General features: G+C 58.9%; 12 protein-coding genes. 10 read left to right on the plus strand and 2 right to left on the minus strand.

Annotated features, from left to right (window positions below; translation table 11 throughout):
- Positions 1–31: 31 nt before the first annotated feature.
- Positions 32–1795, minus strand: coding sequence for a GTPase (locus tag NNX34_RS12165; RefSeq protein WP_255766788.1), 1764 nt, complete (start codon positions 1793–1795; stop codon positions 32–34).
- Positions 1792–3924 carry a GTPase domain-containing protein gene (locus tag NNX34_RS12170; protein WP_255766789.1) on the minus strand — a complete coding sequence of 711 codons (2133 nt, stop codon included), beginning with the start codon at positions 3922–3924 and terminating at the stop codon, positions 1792–1794. The genes NNX34_RS12165 and NNX34_RS12170 overlap by 4 nt, the downstream gene beginning before the upstream one ends.
- A 174-nt stretch (positions 3925–4098) precedes the next feature.
- Here NNX34_RS12170 and NNX34_RS12175 point away from each other — a divergent pair, with 174 nt between their 5' ends.
- The 10 genes from NNX34_RS12175 (at position 4099) to NNX34_RS12220 (ending at position 20037) form a co-directional block, all read left to right on the plus strand.
- The gene (locus NNX34_RS12175) at positions 4099–4317 is read left to right on the plus strand and encodes a hypothetical protein (RefSeq protein WP_255766790.1); all 219 of its coding nucleotides are present in this window, start codon (positions 4099–4101) and stop codon (positions 4315–4317) included.
- A gap of 3 nt (positions 4318–4320) precedes the next feature.
- Positions 4321–5043, plus strand: coding sequence for a hypothetical protein (locus NNX34_RS12180; RefSeq protein ID WP_255766791.1), 723 nt, complete (start codon positions 4321–4323; stop codon positions 5041–5043).
- 68 nt (positions 5044–5111) lie between these two features.
- Positions 5112–6098 carry a UvrD-helicase domain-containing protein gene (locus NNX34_RS12185; RefSeq protein WP_255766792.1) on the plus strand — a complete coding sequence of 329 codons (987 nt, stop codon included), beginning with the start codon at positions 5112–5114 and terminating at the stop codon, positions 6096–6098.
- A gap of 945 nt (positions 6099–7043) precedes the next feature.
- Positions 7044–7337 carry a hypothetical protein gene (locus NNX34_RS12190; protein ID WP_255766793.1) on the plus strand — a complete coding sequence of 98 codons (294 nt, stop codon included), beginning with the start codon at positions 7044–7046 and terminating at the stop codon, positions 7335–7337.
- Positions 7338–7831: 494 nt separating this feature from the next.
- Entirely contained in the window at positions 7832–9118 is a 1287-nt protein-coding gene (locus NNX34_RS12195) for an N-6 DNA methylase (RefSeq protein WP_255766794.1), read from the plus strand.
- Between the two features lie 11 nt (positions 9119–9129).
- Positions 9130–10287, plus strand: a complete 1158-nt coding sequence (locus NNX34_RS12200) for a hypothetical protein (protein ID WP_255766795.1) — start codon at positions 9130–9132, stop codon at positions 10285–10287.
- 74 nt (positions 10288–10361) lie between these two features.
- Positions 10362–11201, plus strand: a complete 840-nt coding sequence (locus NNX34_RS12205; RefSeq protein ID WP_255766796.1) for a hypothetical protein — start codon at positions 10362–10364, stop codon at positions 11199–11201.
- Between the two features lie 89 nt (positions 11202–11290).
- Positions 11291–13186: a DUF262 domain-containing protein gene (locus tag NNX34_RS12210; RefSeq protein ID WP_255766797.1), complete on the plus strand. Its 1896-nt coding sequence runs from the start codon at positions 11291–11293 to the stop codon at positions 13184–13186.
- Between the two features lie 247 nt (positions 13187–13433).
- Positions 13434–18305 carry a type ISP restriction/modification enzyme gene (locus NNX34_RS12215; protein ID WP_255766798.1) on the plus strand — a complete coding sequence of 1624 codons (4872 nt, stop codon included), beginning with the start codon at positions 13434–13436 and terminating at the stop codon, positions 18303–18305.
- Between the two features lie 469 nt (positions 18306–18774).
- Positions 18775–20037 (plus strand): arginine deiminase, encoded by a 1263-nt coding sequence (locus NNX34_RS12220; protein ID WP_255766799.1) that lies wholly within the window; start codon positions 18775–18777, stop codon positions 20035–20037.
- The last annotated feature ends 62 nt before the right edge of the window (positions 20038–20099 follow it).

Here is a 20099-nt window from a genome sequence, read left to right on the forward strand (position 1 = left end):
TACCTGACGGATCCAGAAGACTCGGGGCAGCTCAGGGAGCTGCCGCGCCGGCGTCATATTGGAGCGCCTTGCTGTTTGCGCTGGACAAGGTTGTCAACGTGCTTTGTGCTCGCTCCCGGACGGCCAGAAGCCGTTCCCGGTAACCGGATCTCGTTGTACGCGTCCCGTGGATCTCTTGGGCAAGTCTGTCGATGCGCTGGAGCTCAGGCCCGAAAAGATCCTCCAAGCTGTCATTGACTGTCCGGAGCGCGTCCATCACGATGCCGTCTGCCTGCGCCAGTATCTGCTCGGTAATGTCGCGGTGACGTTGGGTACGCTCCCGTTCAGCCTTTACGGCCGACCGTTCGTCGGCGACGACCCCGTACAACTCCTGTCCGACGGTGAACACAACGTTGCCCGCCTTCGCGATCTTGCCGACGTTGTTTGCGAGGCGCACCGCCTCCCACGGCTTGAACTTCTTATGGAAAGCCTTACCGACCTTGAACACGACCTTGTGTCCTACACTGCCGGCGGCCGCTCTCGTACCGGTGCCAGCCCCCCAAACCTCGTTGAATTTCTTAAGATGCTGCGAGAACCCACCCGCCCAGCCTGGCATCTGCTGATGCGGGGGGCCTCCCCGTCGAACCGCCACATTCGGTGCTTCGAAGCCGCTTGTAGCGGCTTCACCAAGTCCAACTGAAATACGTCCGAACGGTGATGCCTCGATCTCCAGGATTTCCGAGGCCAGATCGTCGAATTGGACTTCGAGCAGCTGACGCACGGCATCCTCAAACCGCACGAGGGCTCCACCGAGGTCATCGTTTAGGGTGGCTAGCGCTTTGTCATGCTCGTCGTCGGTGGATCCCTGCAGCCCATTTTGCTGCTCGTTCGATTCGATGTGGTCGGCGAACCGGGTGGCGGCCCGACCCGCCGCTTTGCGGAATTCGCCTGCGCGGGCCTCGAGCAGGGAGTTGAGATGGATACGCTTCTTGGCGAGCGCGGAATGTTGCCGGGACAGGACAGTGAGCGCGGCTTGTTCGTCGGGGTCATCCGTCAGGTCTGCGATCGATTGGAAAGCAAGTGCGGCGATGTGTTGCAGCGGCTGGCGAAGCGTGCCCTGCTCTCCCTGTTGTGCGGCGAAACGATTGATGAGGCTCGCGACATTGTCGAGGCCTGATTCCTCCACAAAAGCACGCGATGCAGCTTCGTCGATGGGGGCAAGAGCAAGGCCATCAAGGTAGTACTGGGCATCGCATTCAACCCATGGAACCTTATCGAAGGACCCCAGCGCATCCCTGATGGCGGCGTCCCGCACCCCTTCGGCAGCACCCATCGTGCCTGACTTGGTGACCACGATCATCGTCTGGCGCGATTTGCCCAGTCGCCCGATAACATCGCGGAGATGCTCGGAGAGCACGTTGTCGAACAGCTCGACAGTCACCGCAAACAGCACGAGGTCAGCTGATTGCAGCGCCTTTTCGGCCAGATCGTCGTGGTGGGGGCGGCCCGCATGCACTCCTGGAGTATCGACTAGACGGACATCGCCGTCCCAATCGAATTCTTCCACGGCATCGGTAGTAACCCCCGACCCTATGACGACGCCGGCTTCGCCTTGCGTCAGCGCCTTGATTAACGTGGATTTGCCGCTACTGTACTGGCCGGTGAAGACCAATAAGGGCGTTGAATGGGGGTCGACAGTCAGGCGGTCGAGCAACGGTTGCCCCACAGCCGGATCCAGCTCGTCAAGGACTCCACGAAGCTCGTTGCCCAACTCCCTAATGGCGGACGACGACTCCTTATACAGGTTAACGCTCACGGTTCGGACGACCTTCTCTTGTGCTCAATGCGGATGTATTTCCCCGTGTGCGATGACAAAGCGTCGGACCAAGTGTCCGTAATGCCGCTCGGGACATCCTCCTCTATAAGGATGGTCGCGGCGCCGGACTCGGGCGTCAGGACTGTAGCTGGCTTGTCGGTAAGGCCGAGGACATAGGGGAGTGCGGACGCTGCCCCGTCCCCGGAATCGGGCGGATGACCGCTGGCGAGCTTCTCCCCTATGTCTGGCGGGAACAGCCACGCCTCCGAGTGTGCAGAAGTTTCGAACTCGGCGAGGATACAAACACCCGGAACCCGAGTAGCCCGTTTAAGGAAACGTGCCAAACGTTCACGGCCGGCTAACCGCAGCAGGGCGGAAACTGTTTCTTTGTCCAAATCCTTAATCAGGGCACCGAGCTCCTTGCTTTGTGTAATCCGCTGCTCCGCCAAATAAACCAGTGACTGACATTGGTCTTCACCCCGGGCACGCTCGGCTTCTAAATGGGCACGGACTACGCTGAGACGTTCTTCGGCGACTTGGCTATATGCGCTTTCCAACCGGTCCAGAATGGGGCCAATCTGCTTGGCCAGCTCCTCACGCCGTTTCCGCAGCACGCCGTCTTTGCCCAGGAACCATCGGTCCCCGAGTCCTTTGAGGGGTTCCAGCGCGAGACCTAGGCCCAAACCCACGAGACCTCCGATCGCGGCGGGGACGACCGCACCGGGGCCGCTGGGTATCCCTACCAAGGCTCCGATCTTGGTACCGGCCCAGGCGCCGGCTATGGCACTACCGACGTTCATACCCCGGACCCCCAAGCGGGCCAGCCTGTTCCCGAGTACTGAATCAAACCCGGTGAGATCACGTAGGCCGAACATTTCCCCTGAAACGTGCGTCCACTCGGCGTCCGCTGCGGTGATCGACGACGTCACGTCATCCATTAGTTTCGAGAGCCTAGAATCCAGCATAGCGGTCAGTTCATCGTGTAAAGCCTGGAGTTCTTCATCCCATACCTGTTGGACCGATTCCCCAAAGTCCGACAGTGACAGGTGCCAGTCGTGACGCCGTGCCACAACGATTGCGATCTCGGAAGCCATGTCTTCGCCCGCCAGCCGAAGGATACGGGATAGGCGCCGGTGGACCTCTTCATTTCGCTTCCCGCTCTGGGCGGCATACGAGCGGTAGGTTTCCGCCCCTTGCGCCAATGACAGCATGAGGATTTCGGCTTGGCTGCGTTGCCCGTCCACCATGCGCAGTACCCGCCTGCTTGCGCTTCGAGCGCTGTATTCGCGATTCAAGGAGTCAATAAGGTTACGGATACGGCTAGCAGTCTCGAGCTCTTCATCAACGTCGCCGGTGTGTGCGCGAGCCTCAGTTGCAGCCAGCGCGTGGACGTGGATGATATCGAGGGGTTCGACAGCTGCTTTTGCCATGTGTCGCCTGAGCTCACTAACCAGTCCCTCCCTCTGCCCGAAGACGCGCTCAGGGAACCTCAATAGGTTCAACCTTCCGACGCCGCCGAGGGACTGCCTGCAGTTCAGTGCAACGATGATCGGCTTACCCATGAGGGCGAGACCGGTGAGTGCATGGGCTGTCTCCTCCTGGACAGAGTCGCTGCTCGCGACCCACAGGATGAGATCTGCTTCGCGGGCAGCCTCGAACGCTAGCTCAACATCTTCGGCTCCGTCTTGGGCGCCGACGCCGGGAGTATCAACGATCTCAATGTGGCGGAATCCTTCCGGCTGCGCCACGAAAATATCGCGCGAGAACCGCTGGCGACCGTCTCCGATCCGGTCAAAGTGGGCACCTGAGAGCGCTGCCAGGAGCGACGATTTACCTGCCATTGTCCGACCCATGAGGACAACCCTCATCGGGGAATTCAGGGACGGTTCGTCGTCCTGCCAGCTACTCCAGGAGGTATCGTCGAGGATGGATATGCCGGGAACGGCGCCCTCCAACCCGGACTCTTCCAGCATGGCCTTGTCGCGAATGGCTTCCACCTCAGCGGCAAAGGCTCCCACGACGTCGTGAATATCAGAATGGGTGCCTGATGGTGCCGGCTCTTCCCCGAAAAACACGGGCAAAGCCGAGGGTAGCCACTTATGGCGGGAAGGCGGGTCGGGGTCGGTCACGTCCCGATCCTCTCACGGCCATCGAGGAGCAGCGGAACGCGTTTCACGACATACGCGCCGTGCCCGTTTGTGTCGTAGGCCACGGATATCCTCGTCCTAGGCGTTAGAGCCCTCGTCGGTGAGGGCGTTAGGGATGGGGAAGAGCCATGACGATTGAGTCGATGGACACAATCAATGAGCAGGTCCGAAGAGATCGCCGTTGAGCAGGCGTATTTCGATGCAGCAGCGGAGGCTCGGGACGTCGCAGCAGCTGAACGGTCCGTTGAGAACTGGTCGGCAGGTACCGCGGCCGAGCGGCGTGCCTTCCAGCGAGCCTTCGACTCCAACGGCTCGGGCTTCGCCGACGCAAATATCGCCTTCGGGAGGATGGACCTCGACGACGGCGAGGTGTAATATGTGGGCCGCCAACGGATCTATGACGCGGATAAACAGCTCTTGGTCATCAACTGGCAGGCGCCAGCTGCTACCGCATACAACCAGGCCACTGCGGGCAATCCGAACGGACTGCTTCGTAAGCGGGCTTTTACCGCCGAGAACAACCGGATCCTCGATTTCCAGGACACTGTTTTCAAGGAACTGGCTGCGGCAGTTGCGGAGCTCGAACAGTGGGAATCACCTGATGACGCGCTGCTCGATGCCCTGTCCACGAAGCGCAGCGGCCAAATGACCGATATCGTCCGCACCATCCAAGCAGCGCAGGACAAGATTGTTCGTATGGGCAAGGACCGCCTGCTCATCGTGCAGGGCGGCCCGGGCACAGGAAAGACAGCGGTAGCCCTGCACCGCGTTTCATGGATCCTCTTTAACTATCAGGATGAGATCCGGCCGCAGGATGTCCTGGTCGTGGGACCAAACCCCACGTTCACCCGTTACATTAGGCGCGTCCTCCCGGATTTGGGAGACAACGACGTCGTCCAGCAGTCACTACCGGAAATGCTCGCGCATGGGGTGAAAGTCGCCGCTACCGAGCCTGACGACGTAGCCGCAGTGAAGGGGTCTGCGATGATGGCGGACCTCGTGGCCGCGGGACTCAACGACCGCATTCGGGAACCGAAGACACCCGTTCGGGTCCAGATGCGGGGGAGCGGGCGGTACATCGAGATTCCGGCCGCTCGGTAACGGAGCTGATCCGGCATTTCCGCAGCGAACCATACCTGGATGGAAGGCTGAAACTCCGGGCGGCGCTCGTGGAGCTGGCCAATGCCGAGCTGCGCATTCCCGGCAAGCTGGCTTCAGCAAACCTACTGGATCCCAAGAGCCTTGAGTCGGCAGTGAACTCCGTATGGCCGCAGCTATCGGCTCCGCAGTTCGTCCGCGAACTGCTGGGCTCGAGGGACCGCATCATCCGTGCCGCCGCAGACACCGATCTGCGCGCTTCGGACGTCAGTCTCGTACACCGACCCATGGCCTCCAGTATCTCCGGCGAGCCCTGGACGCTCGCGGATCTGGCGCTCATCGACGAGGCGACGGAGGCCATGCAGGGGGAGCAGGAGCTTTTCCAGCACATCGTTGTTGATGAAGCGCAGGACTTGTCGGAAATGCAGCTGATGGCCATCCGGCGGCGCTCGCGTAAGGGCTCAATGACAATCGTGGGTGACATCGCGCAGTCCACGGGACCGACCGCTCTGGACTCTTGGGACAGGGTCACTGACTTCCTGCGGTCGAGCCTTCCTGCTGAAACGGTGGAGCTGGAGCACGGTTACCGCGTACCCCGGGAGGTCTTTGCGTTGGCGGAGCCCGTGCCGAAGGTGGCGGCCCAGTCGGTGGCTCCTCCGACGGTTATCAGGTCTGCGGGGGAGGGACCGCAGTTGACGTCTAAAGATCCTGATCAGCTGCACGCCGAGCTCGCGAGAATTGTCTTACACCACAGCGGCAGGGGCCGGTTCGTCGGCGTGATCGCCGTCGAGGAACAGTGGGATGATATCCGGGCTGCATTCAGAGCTGAGGACATCCAATGGAGCGAATCAACTTCGGGGGACCTGAGCAGTGCCATCAACCTGGTGACGCCAGAAGCCTCCAAGGGACTGGAATTCGACGCCGTTATCCTCGCGGACCCACGGGGAACGGTTGCTATACATCGCCCTGACCCGCACAACCACGCGGCTGGACATTATTTATCCGTCCGGCAGGTTGCCGGAGATCCTAGGCGGAATGGCCGCCAAGGTCGTAGGTGAGAACGAGCCGGATCAGCTGGCTGTCTTGGAAGTTGGAGTTTCGCTTCAGCAGACGGCGGCGTTGGGATCTTCCAGTGGGATGACACCGGTACCAGAAGCTGCGGAGCCGAAAGTGTCGCGTCGGCGCCGATTGATACTTCGCCTGAACCCCTACTCACCGAACCTAGTCTCGACCTCAGAGGAGAGGCACTCCAAAGCGGTGCAGTACTCAGTCCCATTCAGCAGCAGATGGTAAAAATGGCCGCCCAGCTATTTGCCAAAGAGATGACGTCCGCTGTCCAGCCTGAACTTCGCCGAGAGGTGCTCAAGGAAATCAGTCGAATTCTTGATTTGGGTTAGCTTCAACCTCGTGAGGTCTTGAACAGGGCTACCTGAAGACTCCCGGCCACCGACACAATAAATGGCTCTGCATCTATCGAACATGTGTGTCGTAGGATGTCGTTGCAAGAAAGTTATGCTGAATCTACTACTGGGGGGTAAGTTGTGGGCTGGTTTCAAACGAGGAGTGAGGCACCTGTTGTGGGAAGGGTCATCGTTCGCTTTACGTATGAGCCAAGATCCACACTGACATACACCCTAGACCAAGGAGAATCAGGTCGCGTCTGGCAGATGAGTATGCAAGCGCTTCTCACTAACTACAATTTTTCCTCGCTGGAAGAGGCGTTGGGGAATATGATCCCTAACGCTCTAGATGTGCTCAATAGAGATGTTCCCAGCCTTGTAATGGGCGAATTCCGAGTAGACATTGATAAGAGTTGCGAGCCGGCGGAAGTCATTTGTGTGACAAATGACGCGAAGTTTCTTGATTCGGAATGGAGAGCTGTTCGGGCTGCCGCTGTGCGAAATTAGTCGGGTCCAAAGCTCTCGCAGAAATTCAAGATTAGTCAGCTCCGCCTGTAAGACGCGCTGGATGCCGAACTCCTCGTGCCCTTCCACTACTTCGTCGTGGCCGACGACGTCGATCTCTCGGAGGTTGAATGGAGGCGCGGCAATTACGACGAGCTCCGCAACCTGTACACAGGCAACGACGCGCGGGCCGCGAAAGTGGTCACGGAACTGCGGGACAAGGTGTCGTCCACGCAGCAGATGTGCGCCCTGGGGTTCTGCGTTTCGGTTTCAGCATGCGGAGCACATGGCGAAGGTCTTCAACAGGCGGAATTCCCTCTGTTGCCGTTTCGGGGGACACCCCGGGCGATGAGCGGGCCGATGCGCTCAGGCGACTTCGGAACCGGGAGCTGAACTGCATTTTCGCGGGTATGCTTCCATTGATACGGTGCCATGTGCGTCGGCCCCGATGTTGGCCAGTTCCATTGCGTACCAGCCCGTATGAAGCGCAAGGACCATTATGTTCAGAATAGAGCTATGGCCAGCCAATCTTGACCCGTCACCAGTTTGTTTCGGCCCATATATGGCCTCCTTATGGGCGGGCGGTCACGGCTCGTACTATCGGCTGGATTAAGTACCCAACCCTACGCGGACTGATTACCGTGGCCTAAGCCGATGATCGAGGTCCCTGGCTTGACTCGGTGGAGGGGCTGAATTGGTGTCGCATCAGCATTCGTTACAAGAACCAGATGCTTTTAGCAGCCGCCGCGGAATTCGGGAATGCTCTCTTAAGGGGATTGCATCGGTGACTTGCGACCGCTAAAGCAAGAAAAGCGAGCTTCGATTTGCTGAGATCAGTGCAGAAGTGTTAACTTACTTAGTTACCCGAAATACCGATAGGAGAATCCATGGCGAGGGAGCAGAACCGTATCCGCGAGGTCGCGGAACAGCTGCACGGTCTTGGCTATCCCCTCGTGCAGACGCAAGTACGGGTACCGAGCGCGGTTCGTCTTAGGGTGGATGTTCTCGCTTGGGCGGTTAACGATGAGGGAGCAATCGTCCCGAGCCTGGCCATCGAGATCCAGAACGGCCAGCGACCTGAGGCCGCGCTGCCGCTGCTTGCACAGGTTCGAGCCGCGCTGGGTACAGTCGAGCACTACATCCTGGCCGAGGATCGATGGTTTCTCGCAGGTCGTGGGCTACGTATGATTCAACCGGCAGATGGACCACCCACGCCCCGGCGCCACTCCGAGGGGCAATTGAAATCCCTTGAGCTGGTCACCGAGCTGCTCCAGCAGCGAATTTGGTCGAATACCAAGGCGGGCAGTGACGGCAATCAGAACGGGTCCGCCTTGAGCGCGTTCGTCGATGCCGTGTCGGTTGATTCCGATCGTTCTACGATTGAGACCGTGCACGGTGACGTCGTCGCCGTTGAACCGACTGTGTTGTGGAATGCGAGGCGAGCCGTCCTCGCGGACATTGCGGAGCGTGACCGCACGACGAGCCAGCATGTTAGCCGGCCCGGTATCTCATCCGCGATAAGTTCACTCGTCGGGGCACGGCTTGAGGGAACAGTAGTAGATCCGTTTTGCGGATCGGGATCATTCCTCTGGCTGTTGCAAGAGAGAGCCGTATGTGAAGGCCGTGATATTGAAACGATTGGGCGAGATATTCGCCAAGACGTCATTCATGTTGCGTCCGTGATTGGCCAGACGGCCCCGACTGGAATTACCTTCGAAATTGGTGACGCATTCGCGGATGCCCTACCGGAAGCGGATGTGATCGTAACCGCACCGCCCATGGGTGTCCGACTCACAACGCCACACAAGTTGCAGAACGGCACTTCGACCCGGCAGGCGGATGTTGCAGCCGTGGACGTCAGCCTCCGTGCCCTCAAGCCCGGCGGCCGCGCGGTGTTTCAACTGGCCCCGGGCATGACCTTTCAATCTGTATCAGAGGCCTACCGCGACTACTTGTCGCATGAGTACCGGGTGGCGGCGTTGATCGGATGCCCGCCTGGGTCTGCTTACGGCACCATGATCCAGACTGTTCTGATGGTCGTTGACAAGTCACCTGCCGGCGAGACGTTCGTCGCACAACTCTCCGAGGATTGGGAAACGCAGCTCGCCCCTAATGGGCCAGTGATGATGGCTGCGCTCTCCCATATCGATGGCCCAGGAAACGGTTCTCGATGAGCTCGAGACCGATGACGATCGTAGATCTTCGGCTGGAGCCCGATTGGGTTCCCAGACGGTTGGTGAGCGGCACCTTCCGGTGGCCAGTTTCGACGCAAACGCTTCAACTGGATGAGATCGGGACACGGATCCAGCCACGGCTGTTCGTGGAGCAAGGCTCGCAGGTGATAGTTCCGGAGGGCATCGACCGCGTGCACGGTGGTATTCGTAGGCGTACGACGAAGTACCAGGGCGCAGGACACCTCGTTGGCGGAGAGATTGGGAACCTGCAGCCTGGCGACGTCCTCATACCGGCACGTGCAGACCTTCCCGCCTTGATGCTCCACGCTGACTTGGCAGGATCAACAGTGTCAGGAGGATTCTCAGCGTTTCGGTTCACGACTCAAGCCGACGCATATTGGGTTTGGGCAGTGTTCAGCTCGGTTGCCGGCCGCGATTTCCGCCGAGCGTTCCTGAGCGATTCTTCGTGGGCAAAACGGCCGCGTGTCGGTGATGCTGCGCTTCCGTGGCCCGATGAGGCTACCCGCGCTCGGATGCTGAGCTCTGTGTCCGCGATCGAATCGCAATGCCGTGGCCACGAGGAGAGCGCGGTTGCCACCTGGTGGAACACGACGGACTTGCGTCGGACTGAGTGGAGGATAGCACTGGCAACGCCGGAACCGGAGCGGCTATTCGACGGGGTTCCGCTCGCCGATCTAGCCATCGAGATTAGGCCAGGTAGGGCATTCAACTCAGGTGAAACCCTCACGGCAGCGACCGATGGCGCGCTTCCGGTCGTGACTGGGGCGACGCTTGCCGGCCGTCCGATCACTCGATGGTTGGTCGAAACGTCGGCTTCGGTTGTAGCCGAAGCCGGAGATTTACTCGTCGCTGTCGTCGGAAAGCGCGCGAACGCCCGGATCGTCGAACAGCGCTCAATATTAGACTCCGGAGTCTATAGGGTGCGCCTCGCCGAGGCGCGTCTGAGCACAGCGGTCGCGGCCTTCTTTAATGGCCAAACCGGTTACGGGCTTCGCAGCACTCTCCTATTCGGAACAACTATCCCTCGGGTGAGCGTCAACGATCTCAGGCGCATGCGCATCCCGGAGTCGGTGCTGCGGGGCGAGGCTCCAGACAGGCCCACGGAACCACTCGCTGAAAGGCTGGAGCGCCTGCTGTGGTCCAAATGAACTGCGTCTTCGTGCCGCTAGTGTTCGCGGAGCTGTACAGGCACCTCGCTCAGGAACAGCAACACTCAAACGCCTTGGAGGACCAACTCGCCTCGATTCACCTGCCGCTTGAGTGGCTCGTCGAAGCTAGGGACGCCTACGACGAGAAATGGAACTCTGAACTTGAGTACACGACACCGGACAACCTAGCCCAACAAACCTTGACGGAACAACACTCGCAGTTTGCGTCATGGCTGCTCGCCAGCCTGCATACCAGCGGGCCGTGTGGCGAGCTGTCCTCGAAACTCGAAACCAGCGTCATGACGCGTGCCTTGCACGAGGTCGGCGGGATAAAGATGCCACTTCCGCCCGTCCTCAGCCCGAAGATCATTGGGTGGACGCTTGGCAGCGTGATCGGCCGAAGGGGGAACGACCTCCCGGTTGTGCCGGCATTGGTGCCGTCCGACGAGAATATCCAGATGGCATTCGAGGGCCTCGTAGAGCACGTTCTCGCGATTCAGGGGATGGATGAGCCGTGGCCCGAAATGATGCAGACAGCCATGTACTGGCGCGGGTACGGTCTCGCTGAGGCGCTTCGCCCGGATGCTGGTTCAGGAGGGCCCGCTCTTAAACAGCTTCGGCTTGAGGCGTTCTCAACTATGGCATCCGCCGAGCGAGTCGAAGTTGGAAATCACCTCGACAAATTCAACGGCCGACGCAACGCACTCTCGCACATCGCGGATGATCAAAGCCGAACCCGGTTCATTGATGTGATTGACGAGATCCGTCAATCATCCGGTGTTGATCTCACCATGCGTGCGATGACACAGTTCGTGTTTAGTGATGTGGCGCGCGCCGCAAGGGAGCAGCCGCCTCCAGTCGTTCGTCGGGGAGCATGGGAAGTAATGGAGCATGAAATCCAAGTCTGGATCTGACTCCGTTTCGAGCAGTTCTAGGACCTCCCGAAATGTGGTTGGGCCCAGGAGAGTTTTCGCGCTCCTTACTAAGACAAGAGGATTTTCAAATGTCGTTTCAGACCCCGCAGTACAGCCTCGATGTGTTGCTGACGAAGACTCGAACGGGTGCGCTGCAGTTGCCAGATTTTCAGCGACCCTACCGGTGGAACGACGAGCGCATCCGTTCTTTGATCGTGACGATCCTGCGCGGACATCCAATGGGCGTGCTTATGACCTTAAGGACGGGTGGCACGGAAGTCCGCTTCAAGCCGCGCCCTGTTGAAGGATCGCCAGCTGTAGGCGTTGAGCCTGAGCTCCTCCTGCTGGACGGGCAGCAACGGACGACTTCCATGTTCCAGGCATTGACCGGTAGCGGAGTGGTGGACACGGAGGACGACCGCCATAGGAGGATGCGCCGCAGGTACTTCGTAGATGTGCGCCAAGCCCTTGGTAGTCCCCGGGAGCAGGACGCTGCGGTTCGCTCCCTACCCGAGGATGGGATCGTTCGTAGCGATTTCGGCCGCCAGATCGAGATCGATGTGTCAACACAAGCTGGGCAGATAGCTCACGGATTGATGCCCGTGGCTACGCTCTTCAATCGGGATGCTGCGTTGCCCTGGCTGTTCGAATACATGAGCGCGGCCCCAGAAGAGCACTCTGCACGGATGCAGGTTTTTCAGGACTTCACCACCAAGGTGCTCACTCCGGTATCCAACTATGCAGTACCCGCCATCGAGCTGGGTAACGACACCACACGAGAAGCCGTGGCGACGGTCTTCGAGAAGGTCAACGTGGGCGGCATGCCCCTGGACGTATTCGAACTGCTCACAGCTACTTTTGCCGGGGACAACAGCTACTACGAAGAACGTGGAGAAGATTTCCGTCTTGCAGAAGACTGGAAGAGAACGCAAGACATCATTGCCGCGCATCCCGTTCTGAAGGACTTCAGAACAACCGACTTCTTGATGGGCGTCTCCGTGCTAGTCACGCTGGAAAATCGTGACGCGGCCCTACGGGGACAGGACCCGAAGCCGCCGGCAACCAGCGCTCGGCGGGAGGACATTCTCTCAATGAGCTTGGCAGACTACCTCCGATGGGCAGATCGCTTACGAACAGCGCTGCCCGCAGTGGCTAGGCACTTGCATTCCCTCCACATACATACGGCCAACGACATTCCGTACAAAAGTCAGGTTGTTTCGCTAGCTATCATCCACGTCCTGCTTGGTACGGAAGCCGAGGAATACGGCGTTCGCGCTCGCATCAATCAGTGGTTCTGGTGCGGTGTTCTCGGCGAACAGTACGGGTCGACCATTGAGGGTAAACTCGCTCGCGACGCCGAGCAGGTGCCCAGCTGGGCCAGAGGTGGCGTACCGGGGGAGCGGCTGACACAGCCCGACATCGTAGCGCGGGCACAGTTTGCGGAAACCCGTCTGGGATCATTGCGGACTCGGAACGCCGCGGCCTACAAGGGGATCTATGCACTGCTTATGGCTCAGGACGTTCCATGCCGCGACTGGAAAATGGATCAGATCATCGACCACAGCAGCTACCAAGACTTGAAGATCGACATTCACCACATATTCCCAAAACAATGGTGTATCGAAAATGAAATCCCTGTTCCGTGGCGGGAAAGCATCATAAATAAAACGCCCTTGTCTCGGAGGACGAATATCCAGATAGGCGGTGTCTCCCCGGCTACTTACATGCAGAAACTGGATGCTGGGCTACCTGCAGGGCACCTCGATGCCCTGGTACGTACCCATGCCATAGACCCGGACACGCTCCGTGAGGGTGACTTTGACAGGTTCTTCCTTGCCCGGATGAAATCACTCGTCGCTCTGATTGAAAAAGCAACTGGCAAGGCTGTGAACAGAGACTGGAACGAGGAAGCCGAAGCCGAGGTTTCCCAGTTTGACGACACTGAAGGAGTCGAACTCGAGGAGGTGGACGAGGTAACTGCGTAGGTGCTTCTTGGTCGGAGCCCAGATCGGGCATTCTGGGCGCGGCGCGCTGATAGATGCAATGGCCAGCCGTCGGCTGTGAGTTGAGACGCGTGCCTCTGGAAGGGGTTTGGCGTCTTGCGCTGGTCCCGGTAGGGGCGGCCGGTGAGAGTCGGTGTGGTTTGGGCCCGTGTGGCTGGTTGGAGGTCATATGATATGAGTGGCCGGTTGCGGCCGGATATGTTTGTTTCTCTTCGCTGGGGGTCCTTTCATGGCTACTACGTTTGATGTGTTACTTGATTCCTACCGGGAGCTTGCTGATTCGGAGCGGATGAAGGGCAGCTACTTCGAGCAGCTGGTCAGCCAGTATCTGGAGAACGACGGTGTCCAGGCTCCCCAGTACCAGAATGTCTGGCTGTGGCGGGACTGGCCCGGTCGTGACGGCAAGAAGGACAACGGTATCGACCTGGTTGCCGAGCGGCAGGACGGCGGGTTCACTGCGATCCAGTGCAAGTTCTATGCCGAGGGTCACCGCATCCAGAAGCAGGACATCGACTCGTTTGTTTCGGCGTCGGGGAAGCCCCCATTCACGCATCGCCTGATTGTTGACACCACTGGAGCGGCTTGGTCTGCGAACGCGGAGGAGATGCTGGAAGGCCAGCACCTTCCTATTCAGCGGATCGGGCTGACGGATTTCCGTCATTCCAATATTGACTGGGCCACCTACGAACTGACCGACCCTTCCAAGGCTCCGCGGCTGCATGAGAAGAAGCAGCTGCGCACGCATCAGCATGAAGCGGTCAACGCTGCCATGAAGGGTTTCGAAGCCCATGACCGGGGCAAGCTCATCATGGCGTGCGGTACCGGTAAGACCTTCACTGCGCTGAAGATCGCTGAGCGTTTCGCGGAAAAGGAAGGGCACGTCCGCGTTCTTTTCCTTGTCCCGTCCCTGGCCCTGATGTCCCAGTCGCTGAAGGAGTGGTCTGACGAGACCTCGCTCCCGATGCACGCGTATGCCGTTTGCTCCGATACCAAGGTGGGTCGTCAGAAGAACTCCGACTTCACCGATGTCGCGCTCCACGATCTGCAGATCCCTGCCACCACCGACGGGGCCACGCTGGTGAAGGCCATGGGGTCCCGGGAACTGGACGAGGGGATGACTGTTGTCTTCTCGACGTACCAGTCCATTGACGCGGTGTCCCAGGCGCAGAAGGCCGGACTGTCTGACTTTGACCTGATTATCTGCGATGAGGCTCACCGCACCACCGGTGCCACGCTCTCGGGCACGGAGGAATCCCACTTCGTGAAGGTGCACCGTAACGACGTCGTGGCAGGTGCCAAACGTCTCTATATGACGGCCACGCCTCGCCTGTTCAATGACGATACGAAGAACAAGGCGTTGGAGCGGGACGCCATCCTCTGCTCAATGGATGATGAGAGAATGTATGGTCCGGTGTTCTACCGCATCGGGTTCGGTGAAGCGGTCACGAAGAAACTCCTGACCGACTACAAGGTCCTGGTCCTTGGCGTGGACGAAACCCAGGTGGTCTCCAGCTTCCAGGACCAGCTTGCAGACTCGAACATGGAACTGCAGATCGATGACGTCGCCAAGCTCATCGGCTGCTGGAACGGGTTGGCGAAACGCCGCTCCGGCACCCACGAGGCATCATTTGGCAACGATGTCGCGCCGATGCGGCGTGCGGTTGCCTTCAACCGGGATATCAAGTCCTCCAAACTGGTGGAGTCCGAGTTCGAGGACCTGGTACGCGTCCATCTCACGAACATCGACAACGAAGACCCCACCGATGATTTGAAAGTGGAGGTCAAGCACGTCGACGGCGGGTTCAACGCCATCACCCGGGCAGAGCGTTTGGACTGGCTCAAGGAAGACGTCGACGGCGCGCAGCCGACCTGCCGGATCCTGACCAACGCCCGTTGCCTCACGGAGGGCGTGGACGTCCCGTCCCTGGATGCCGTACTGTTCCTGAACCCGCGCAACTCGATGGTCGACGTGATCCAGGCCGTGGGCCGGGTGATGCGCATCGCCGAAGGAAAGCAGTTCGGATACATCATCCTGCCTATTGCCATTCCCGAGGGGATGTCGACGTCGGAGGCGCTGCGTGACAACAACCGGTACAAGGTTGTCTGGCAGGTTCTGCAGGCGCTGCGTGCCCACGATGAGCGGATGGACGCGGCGATCAACCAGATCGAGCTGAACGATAAGGCGCCGGAATCCATCCTGGTGGACACGGTGGATCTGAGCCCGAAGAAGAAGCCGTCTCTGCTGAATCCTTCCCCGACTCCTGGTCCGGATCAGCCTGACGAGCCCAAGTATGAGCAGCCGACCCTTCAGTTCCCGGCGGAGGAGTGGAAGGACTCGGTCTACGCGAAGATCGTGGATAAGTGCGGTAACCGGATGTATTGGGAGGACTGGTCCAAGGACATCGCAGATATCGCGAATAAGCACATTGCCCTCATCAACAATCTTCTGGCTACGGCTAACCCTGAGCATCGGAAGGCGTTCGATGAGTTCATTCAGGGTTTGCAGGAGAACCTGAATCCTGAGATCGATGAAGCGCAGGCTATTGAGATGCTGGCCCAGCATCTGGTGACCAAGCCGGTGTTCGATGCGATGTTCAAGGACTCGAACTTCACCGAGCACAACCCGGTGTCGGTGGCGATGCAGAATATCCTGAACCAGCTCGATCAAAATTCCGCGTTCGAGAAGGAACGGGCCGGCCTGGAGAAGTTCTACGAGTCGGTGCGGGCGCGGGTGAAGTCGATTGATAACGCTGCCGCGAAGCAGAAGATCATTGTGGAGCTTTACGACAACTTCTTCCGCAACGCGTTCCCGCGGGTCGCTGATCGGCTGGGGATCGTCTTCACCCCGGTACCGGTGGTGGATTACATCCTGCACTCCGCTGATGCTGCGCTGCGCCTGGAGTTCGGCAAGTCCCTGTCGGATGAGGGTGTGTCGATTCTTGAGCCGTTCGTTGGTACGGGCACGTTCGTGACCAGGTTGTTGCAGTCGGGGTTGATTAAGCCGGAGGATCTGCACCGCAAGTACACGCACGAGCTCTTCGCGAACGAGATTGTGCTCCTGAGCTATTACATTGCGGCGATCAACATTGAGACGGTCTTCGCGGAGGAATCGGCTAAGCACGGGCTGGAGCATGGTTATGTTCCGTTTGATGGTATTGCTTTGACGGATACATTCCAGTTGAACGAGTCCGATGGAGCTTTCGAGTCTGGTGGTTTCTTCCCAGAGAACTCGGAGCGGGTGAAGCGACAGAAGAACCAAGACATCCGTGTCATTGTAATGAATCCTCCATACTCTGTCGGGCAGACCAGTGCCAATGACAACAATCAAAACCAGAAGTACCCTGCACTGGACGCCTCCATTAGTGCCACCTACGCCAACCGTTCCACTGCAACTAATAAGAACACCCTCTACGACTCCTATATTCGAGGTATCCGTTGGGCATCTAACAGGATTAAGGATGACGGTGTAATCGCATTTGTCTCCAACGGCGGTTTTATTGATAGTAATACCGCAGACGGCATCCGGAAAACTTTTGCTGCTGAGTTCAGTCGGATATTTGTGTACAACCTTCGTGGTAACCAGCGCACATCTGGAGAAACCTCACGTAGAGAAGGCGGTAAGATATTTGGCAGCGGTTCGCGCACCCAAGTCGCCATCGCAATTCTTATTAAAAACTCCGCCCATGTTGGTAGTGCAGAAATATTTTATCGCGACATCGGTGACTACCTTACGCGCGACCAGAAGCTTGATATTCTAACTGTTGAAAAGTCCCTCGGGGGAACCGAATGGGACAGGATATATCCTAATGAGCACGGAGATTGGGTAAATCGTCGCGACGATCGCTTTGATTCTTACCAACCGATTGGGGACAAGCTAACCAAGGGCAAGGCAAAAACTCCGGCTGTCTTTGAAAATTATTCTTCCGGTTTGAAGACTAATCGAGATGCATGGGTGTACAACTTTAGCTCGTCGAAGCTGAAGGATAATGTATCGCGAATGATTGAAACATACGAAGTTGAACGAGAACGATACCGTACGGCGAATCATATTCTCGATGATTCGGGAGTGATGGCCTTCGTGGATCGAAACCCAACCCGTATCAGCTGGGATCGGTCTCTCCGGACCAGTCTCCGTCGCGGGAAAGAGGTAGCGTTTACGCCTGAGAAAATTCAGAAGAGTCAGTATCGGCCGTTTTGTAGCCAAAACGTCTACTTCGATAGATCACTCAATAATGATCAAAGTCAGCTTCCGAAAATGTTCCCGACACCCGATCATTCCAACTTGGTGATCACTTTGCCTGGGCCTGGTTCGGCAGGGCCGTTCTTTACTTTGATGCAGAATCAGCTTCCCGCCCTAGGTGTGGCTACGTCGCTTCAAATCTTCAGCCTCTATACGTATACACAACAGGAGGCCGGAGATTCCCAAGGCGATCTTTTTGCTGACGACGAAGCGGATGCGGTCATCAACGGATTTTGTCGTAGGACTAATGTCACTGATGCTACGTTGGCTGATTTTAGGGGCGTTTATCAGGACAACAGTATTTCCAAACTAGACATATTTTATTACGTCTACGGTGTACTTAGCAGCCCTAGCTATCGACAGCAATATGAAGCTGACCTCAGGAAGTCGCTTCCTCGCATTCCTCGGGTTCAGGAGTTTTGGAAATTTAGTACTTGTGGTCGTCGTCTGGCGGATCTGCATGTCGGGTACGAGTCTGTTGCGCCATTTCCCCTCGAGGAGATAATTCAAGGCAATGCGGGGGGGGATCCTTATGAATTGTTTAGAGTCAAGAAGATGTCCTTCGGTGCCCGAAAAGATCGCTCGATGATTGTTTACAATAAAAATGTTACACTTGCCGGCGTTCCCGCCGAGGTGTTCGAGTACCGGCTGATGGGTGATAGATCAGCACTTGAATGGATAATGGACCGGTACCGGATAACGACGCATAAGGAGTCTCAGATTGCCAACGATCCCAATGACTATTGCCGCGAGATTCGGGATCCTAGATACATCGTTGACCTCATAAAAAGAATCGTCACCGTTTCGTTAGAAACCAATAAGATCGTGGAGACTCTTCCCGCTCTGGAGGTCATCGGATAACCTGTTCGTGCGTTGCTGGGTCGCCACTTCCAAGGGGTGAAATTCGCCAAGTCCGGATTGGTGGCTGATGCGGGCTCTGGGCTGAATTACGCGGAGTCAATGAGACGGGTTGGGGCAGCATGTCCCGGCTCCGCATTCCGAGCCGGAGTGCCTTGGTGGTGGCTTCCAATCTCATCTCGGTGTCCCGCTTGGCCGTCCTTTAGGGACCACCGAATGTTCAAGCGTGCCGGTCCGAATCTGCCGGCTAATGGGGCGACTATCTGCTGGCCGGACTTCGTGCTCACATAACTTCATGAGGAAACGGTTTGAAACGGCTTTCGCGGCCTGATCTTCCTGGAGGGGAGGGAACGCGGGCGAGGGGCGTTTAGATGCCCGTCGGAGGAGAATCACCGGGGGAAGGTGTCTCGATTCGGCCCCCGCCCCTCCGTCTGGAAGGATGCTGGTAAGCCTGCTGATAAAGGAGCCACCCATGCCTTCCCCCGCCTCCACCCCGAACACCGCCGCCTATGGGGTGCACTCGGAGGTCGGCAAACTGCGCAAGGTCCTGGTCTGCGCGCCGGGCCTGGCCCACGAACGGCTCACCCCCACCAACCGCGAAGACCTGCTGTTCGACGACGTGATGTGGGTGGAAAACGCCCAGCGCGACCACGCGGACTTCGTCACCAAGATGGAAAACCACGGCGTGGACGTGGTGGAACTGCACGACCTGCTCGGCCAGACCATGGACCTGCCCCAGGCACGGACCTGGCTGCTGGACCGGAAAATCGTGGCCAACCGGGTCGGGCTGGGACTGGTGTCCGGCACCAGGGCCTTCCTGGATTCGCTGACCGGAGCGAACCTGGCGCGCTACCTCATCGGCGGGCTCGCGACGTCGGACCTTCCCGCCGACTACCGCACCGGGTACATCGCCCTGGCCCGGGAATCCTCGGGCCGGCCCGAGTACCTGCTGCCGCCGCTGCCCAACACCCTCTACACGCGGGACACCACCTGCTGGGTCGGCGGCGGGCTGACGCTGAACCCGCTGTACTGGCCGGCACGCCACGACGAGACCCTGCTGATGCAGGCCATTTATAAGTTCCATCCCGAGTACGCGTCGTCCACCGTGTGGTGGGGCGACGGGGAACAGGACTGGGGCCAGGCGTACCTGGAAGGCGGGGACGTGATGCCGGTGGGCAACGGCACCGTGCTGATCGGCATGGGGGAGCGCACCTCCCGCCAGGCCATCACCCAGCTGGCGCAGTCGCTGTTCGCCGCCGAGGCCGCCGAGCGGATCGTGGTGGCCGGCATGCCCAAGCTGCGCGCAGCGATGCACCTGGACACCGTGTTCACCTTCGCCGACCGGGACCTGGCCACCATCCACCCGGCCATCGTGGACGGCATCCATGCCTTCACCATCCACCCCTCGGACCGCAGCCCCGGCCTGGAAGTGCGGGACCACCGCGACCGCCGCTTCGTGGACGTGGTGGCCGAGTCCATGGGCTACAAAAAGCTGCGCCTGGTCGAGACCGCCGGCGACTACTCCGCCTCCGAACGGCAGCAGTGGGACAGCGCGAACAACGCCGTCGCGCTGGAGCCGGGCGTGGTGTTCACCTATGACCGCAACACCCAGACCAACGCGGCGCTGCGGAACGCCGGCGTCGAGGTCATCCCGATTGTCGGCGCCGAACTCGGCCGCGGCCGCGGCGGCGGGCACTGCATGACCTGCCCGATCATCCGGGATCCACTCGACTAACGACGACGGCGGCGTGCCGCGGCTGGCATGTGACCGCGGCCCCGGCCACGGTTTCGACGTGG

It is taken from the genome of Arthrobacter sp. zg-Y1116 (assembly GCF_024385485.1).
Taxonomy (GTDB): Bacteria; Actinomycetota; Actinomycetes; order Actinomycetales; family Micrococcaceae; genus Arthrobacter_B.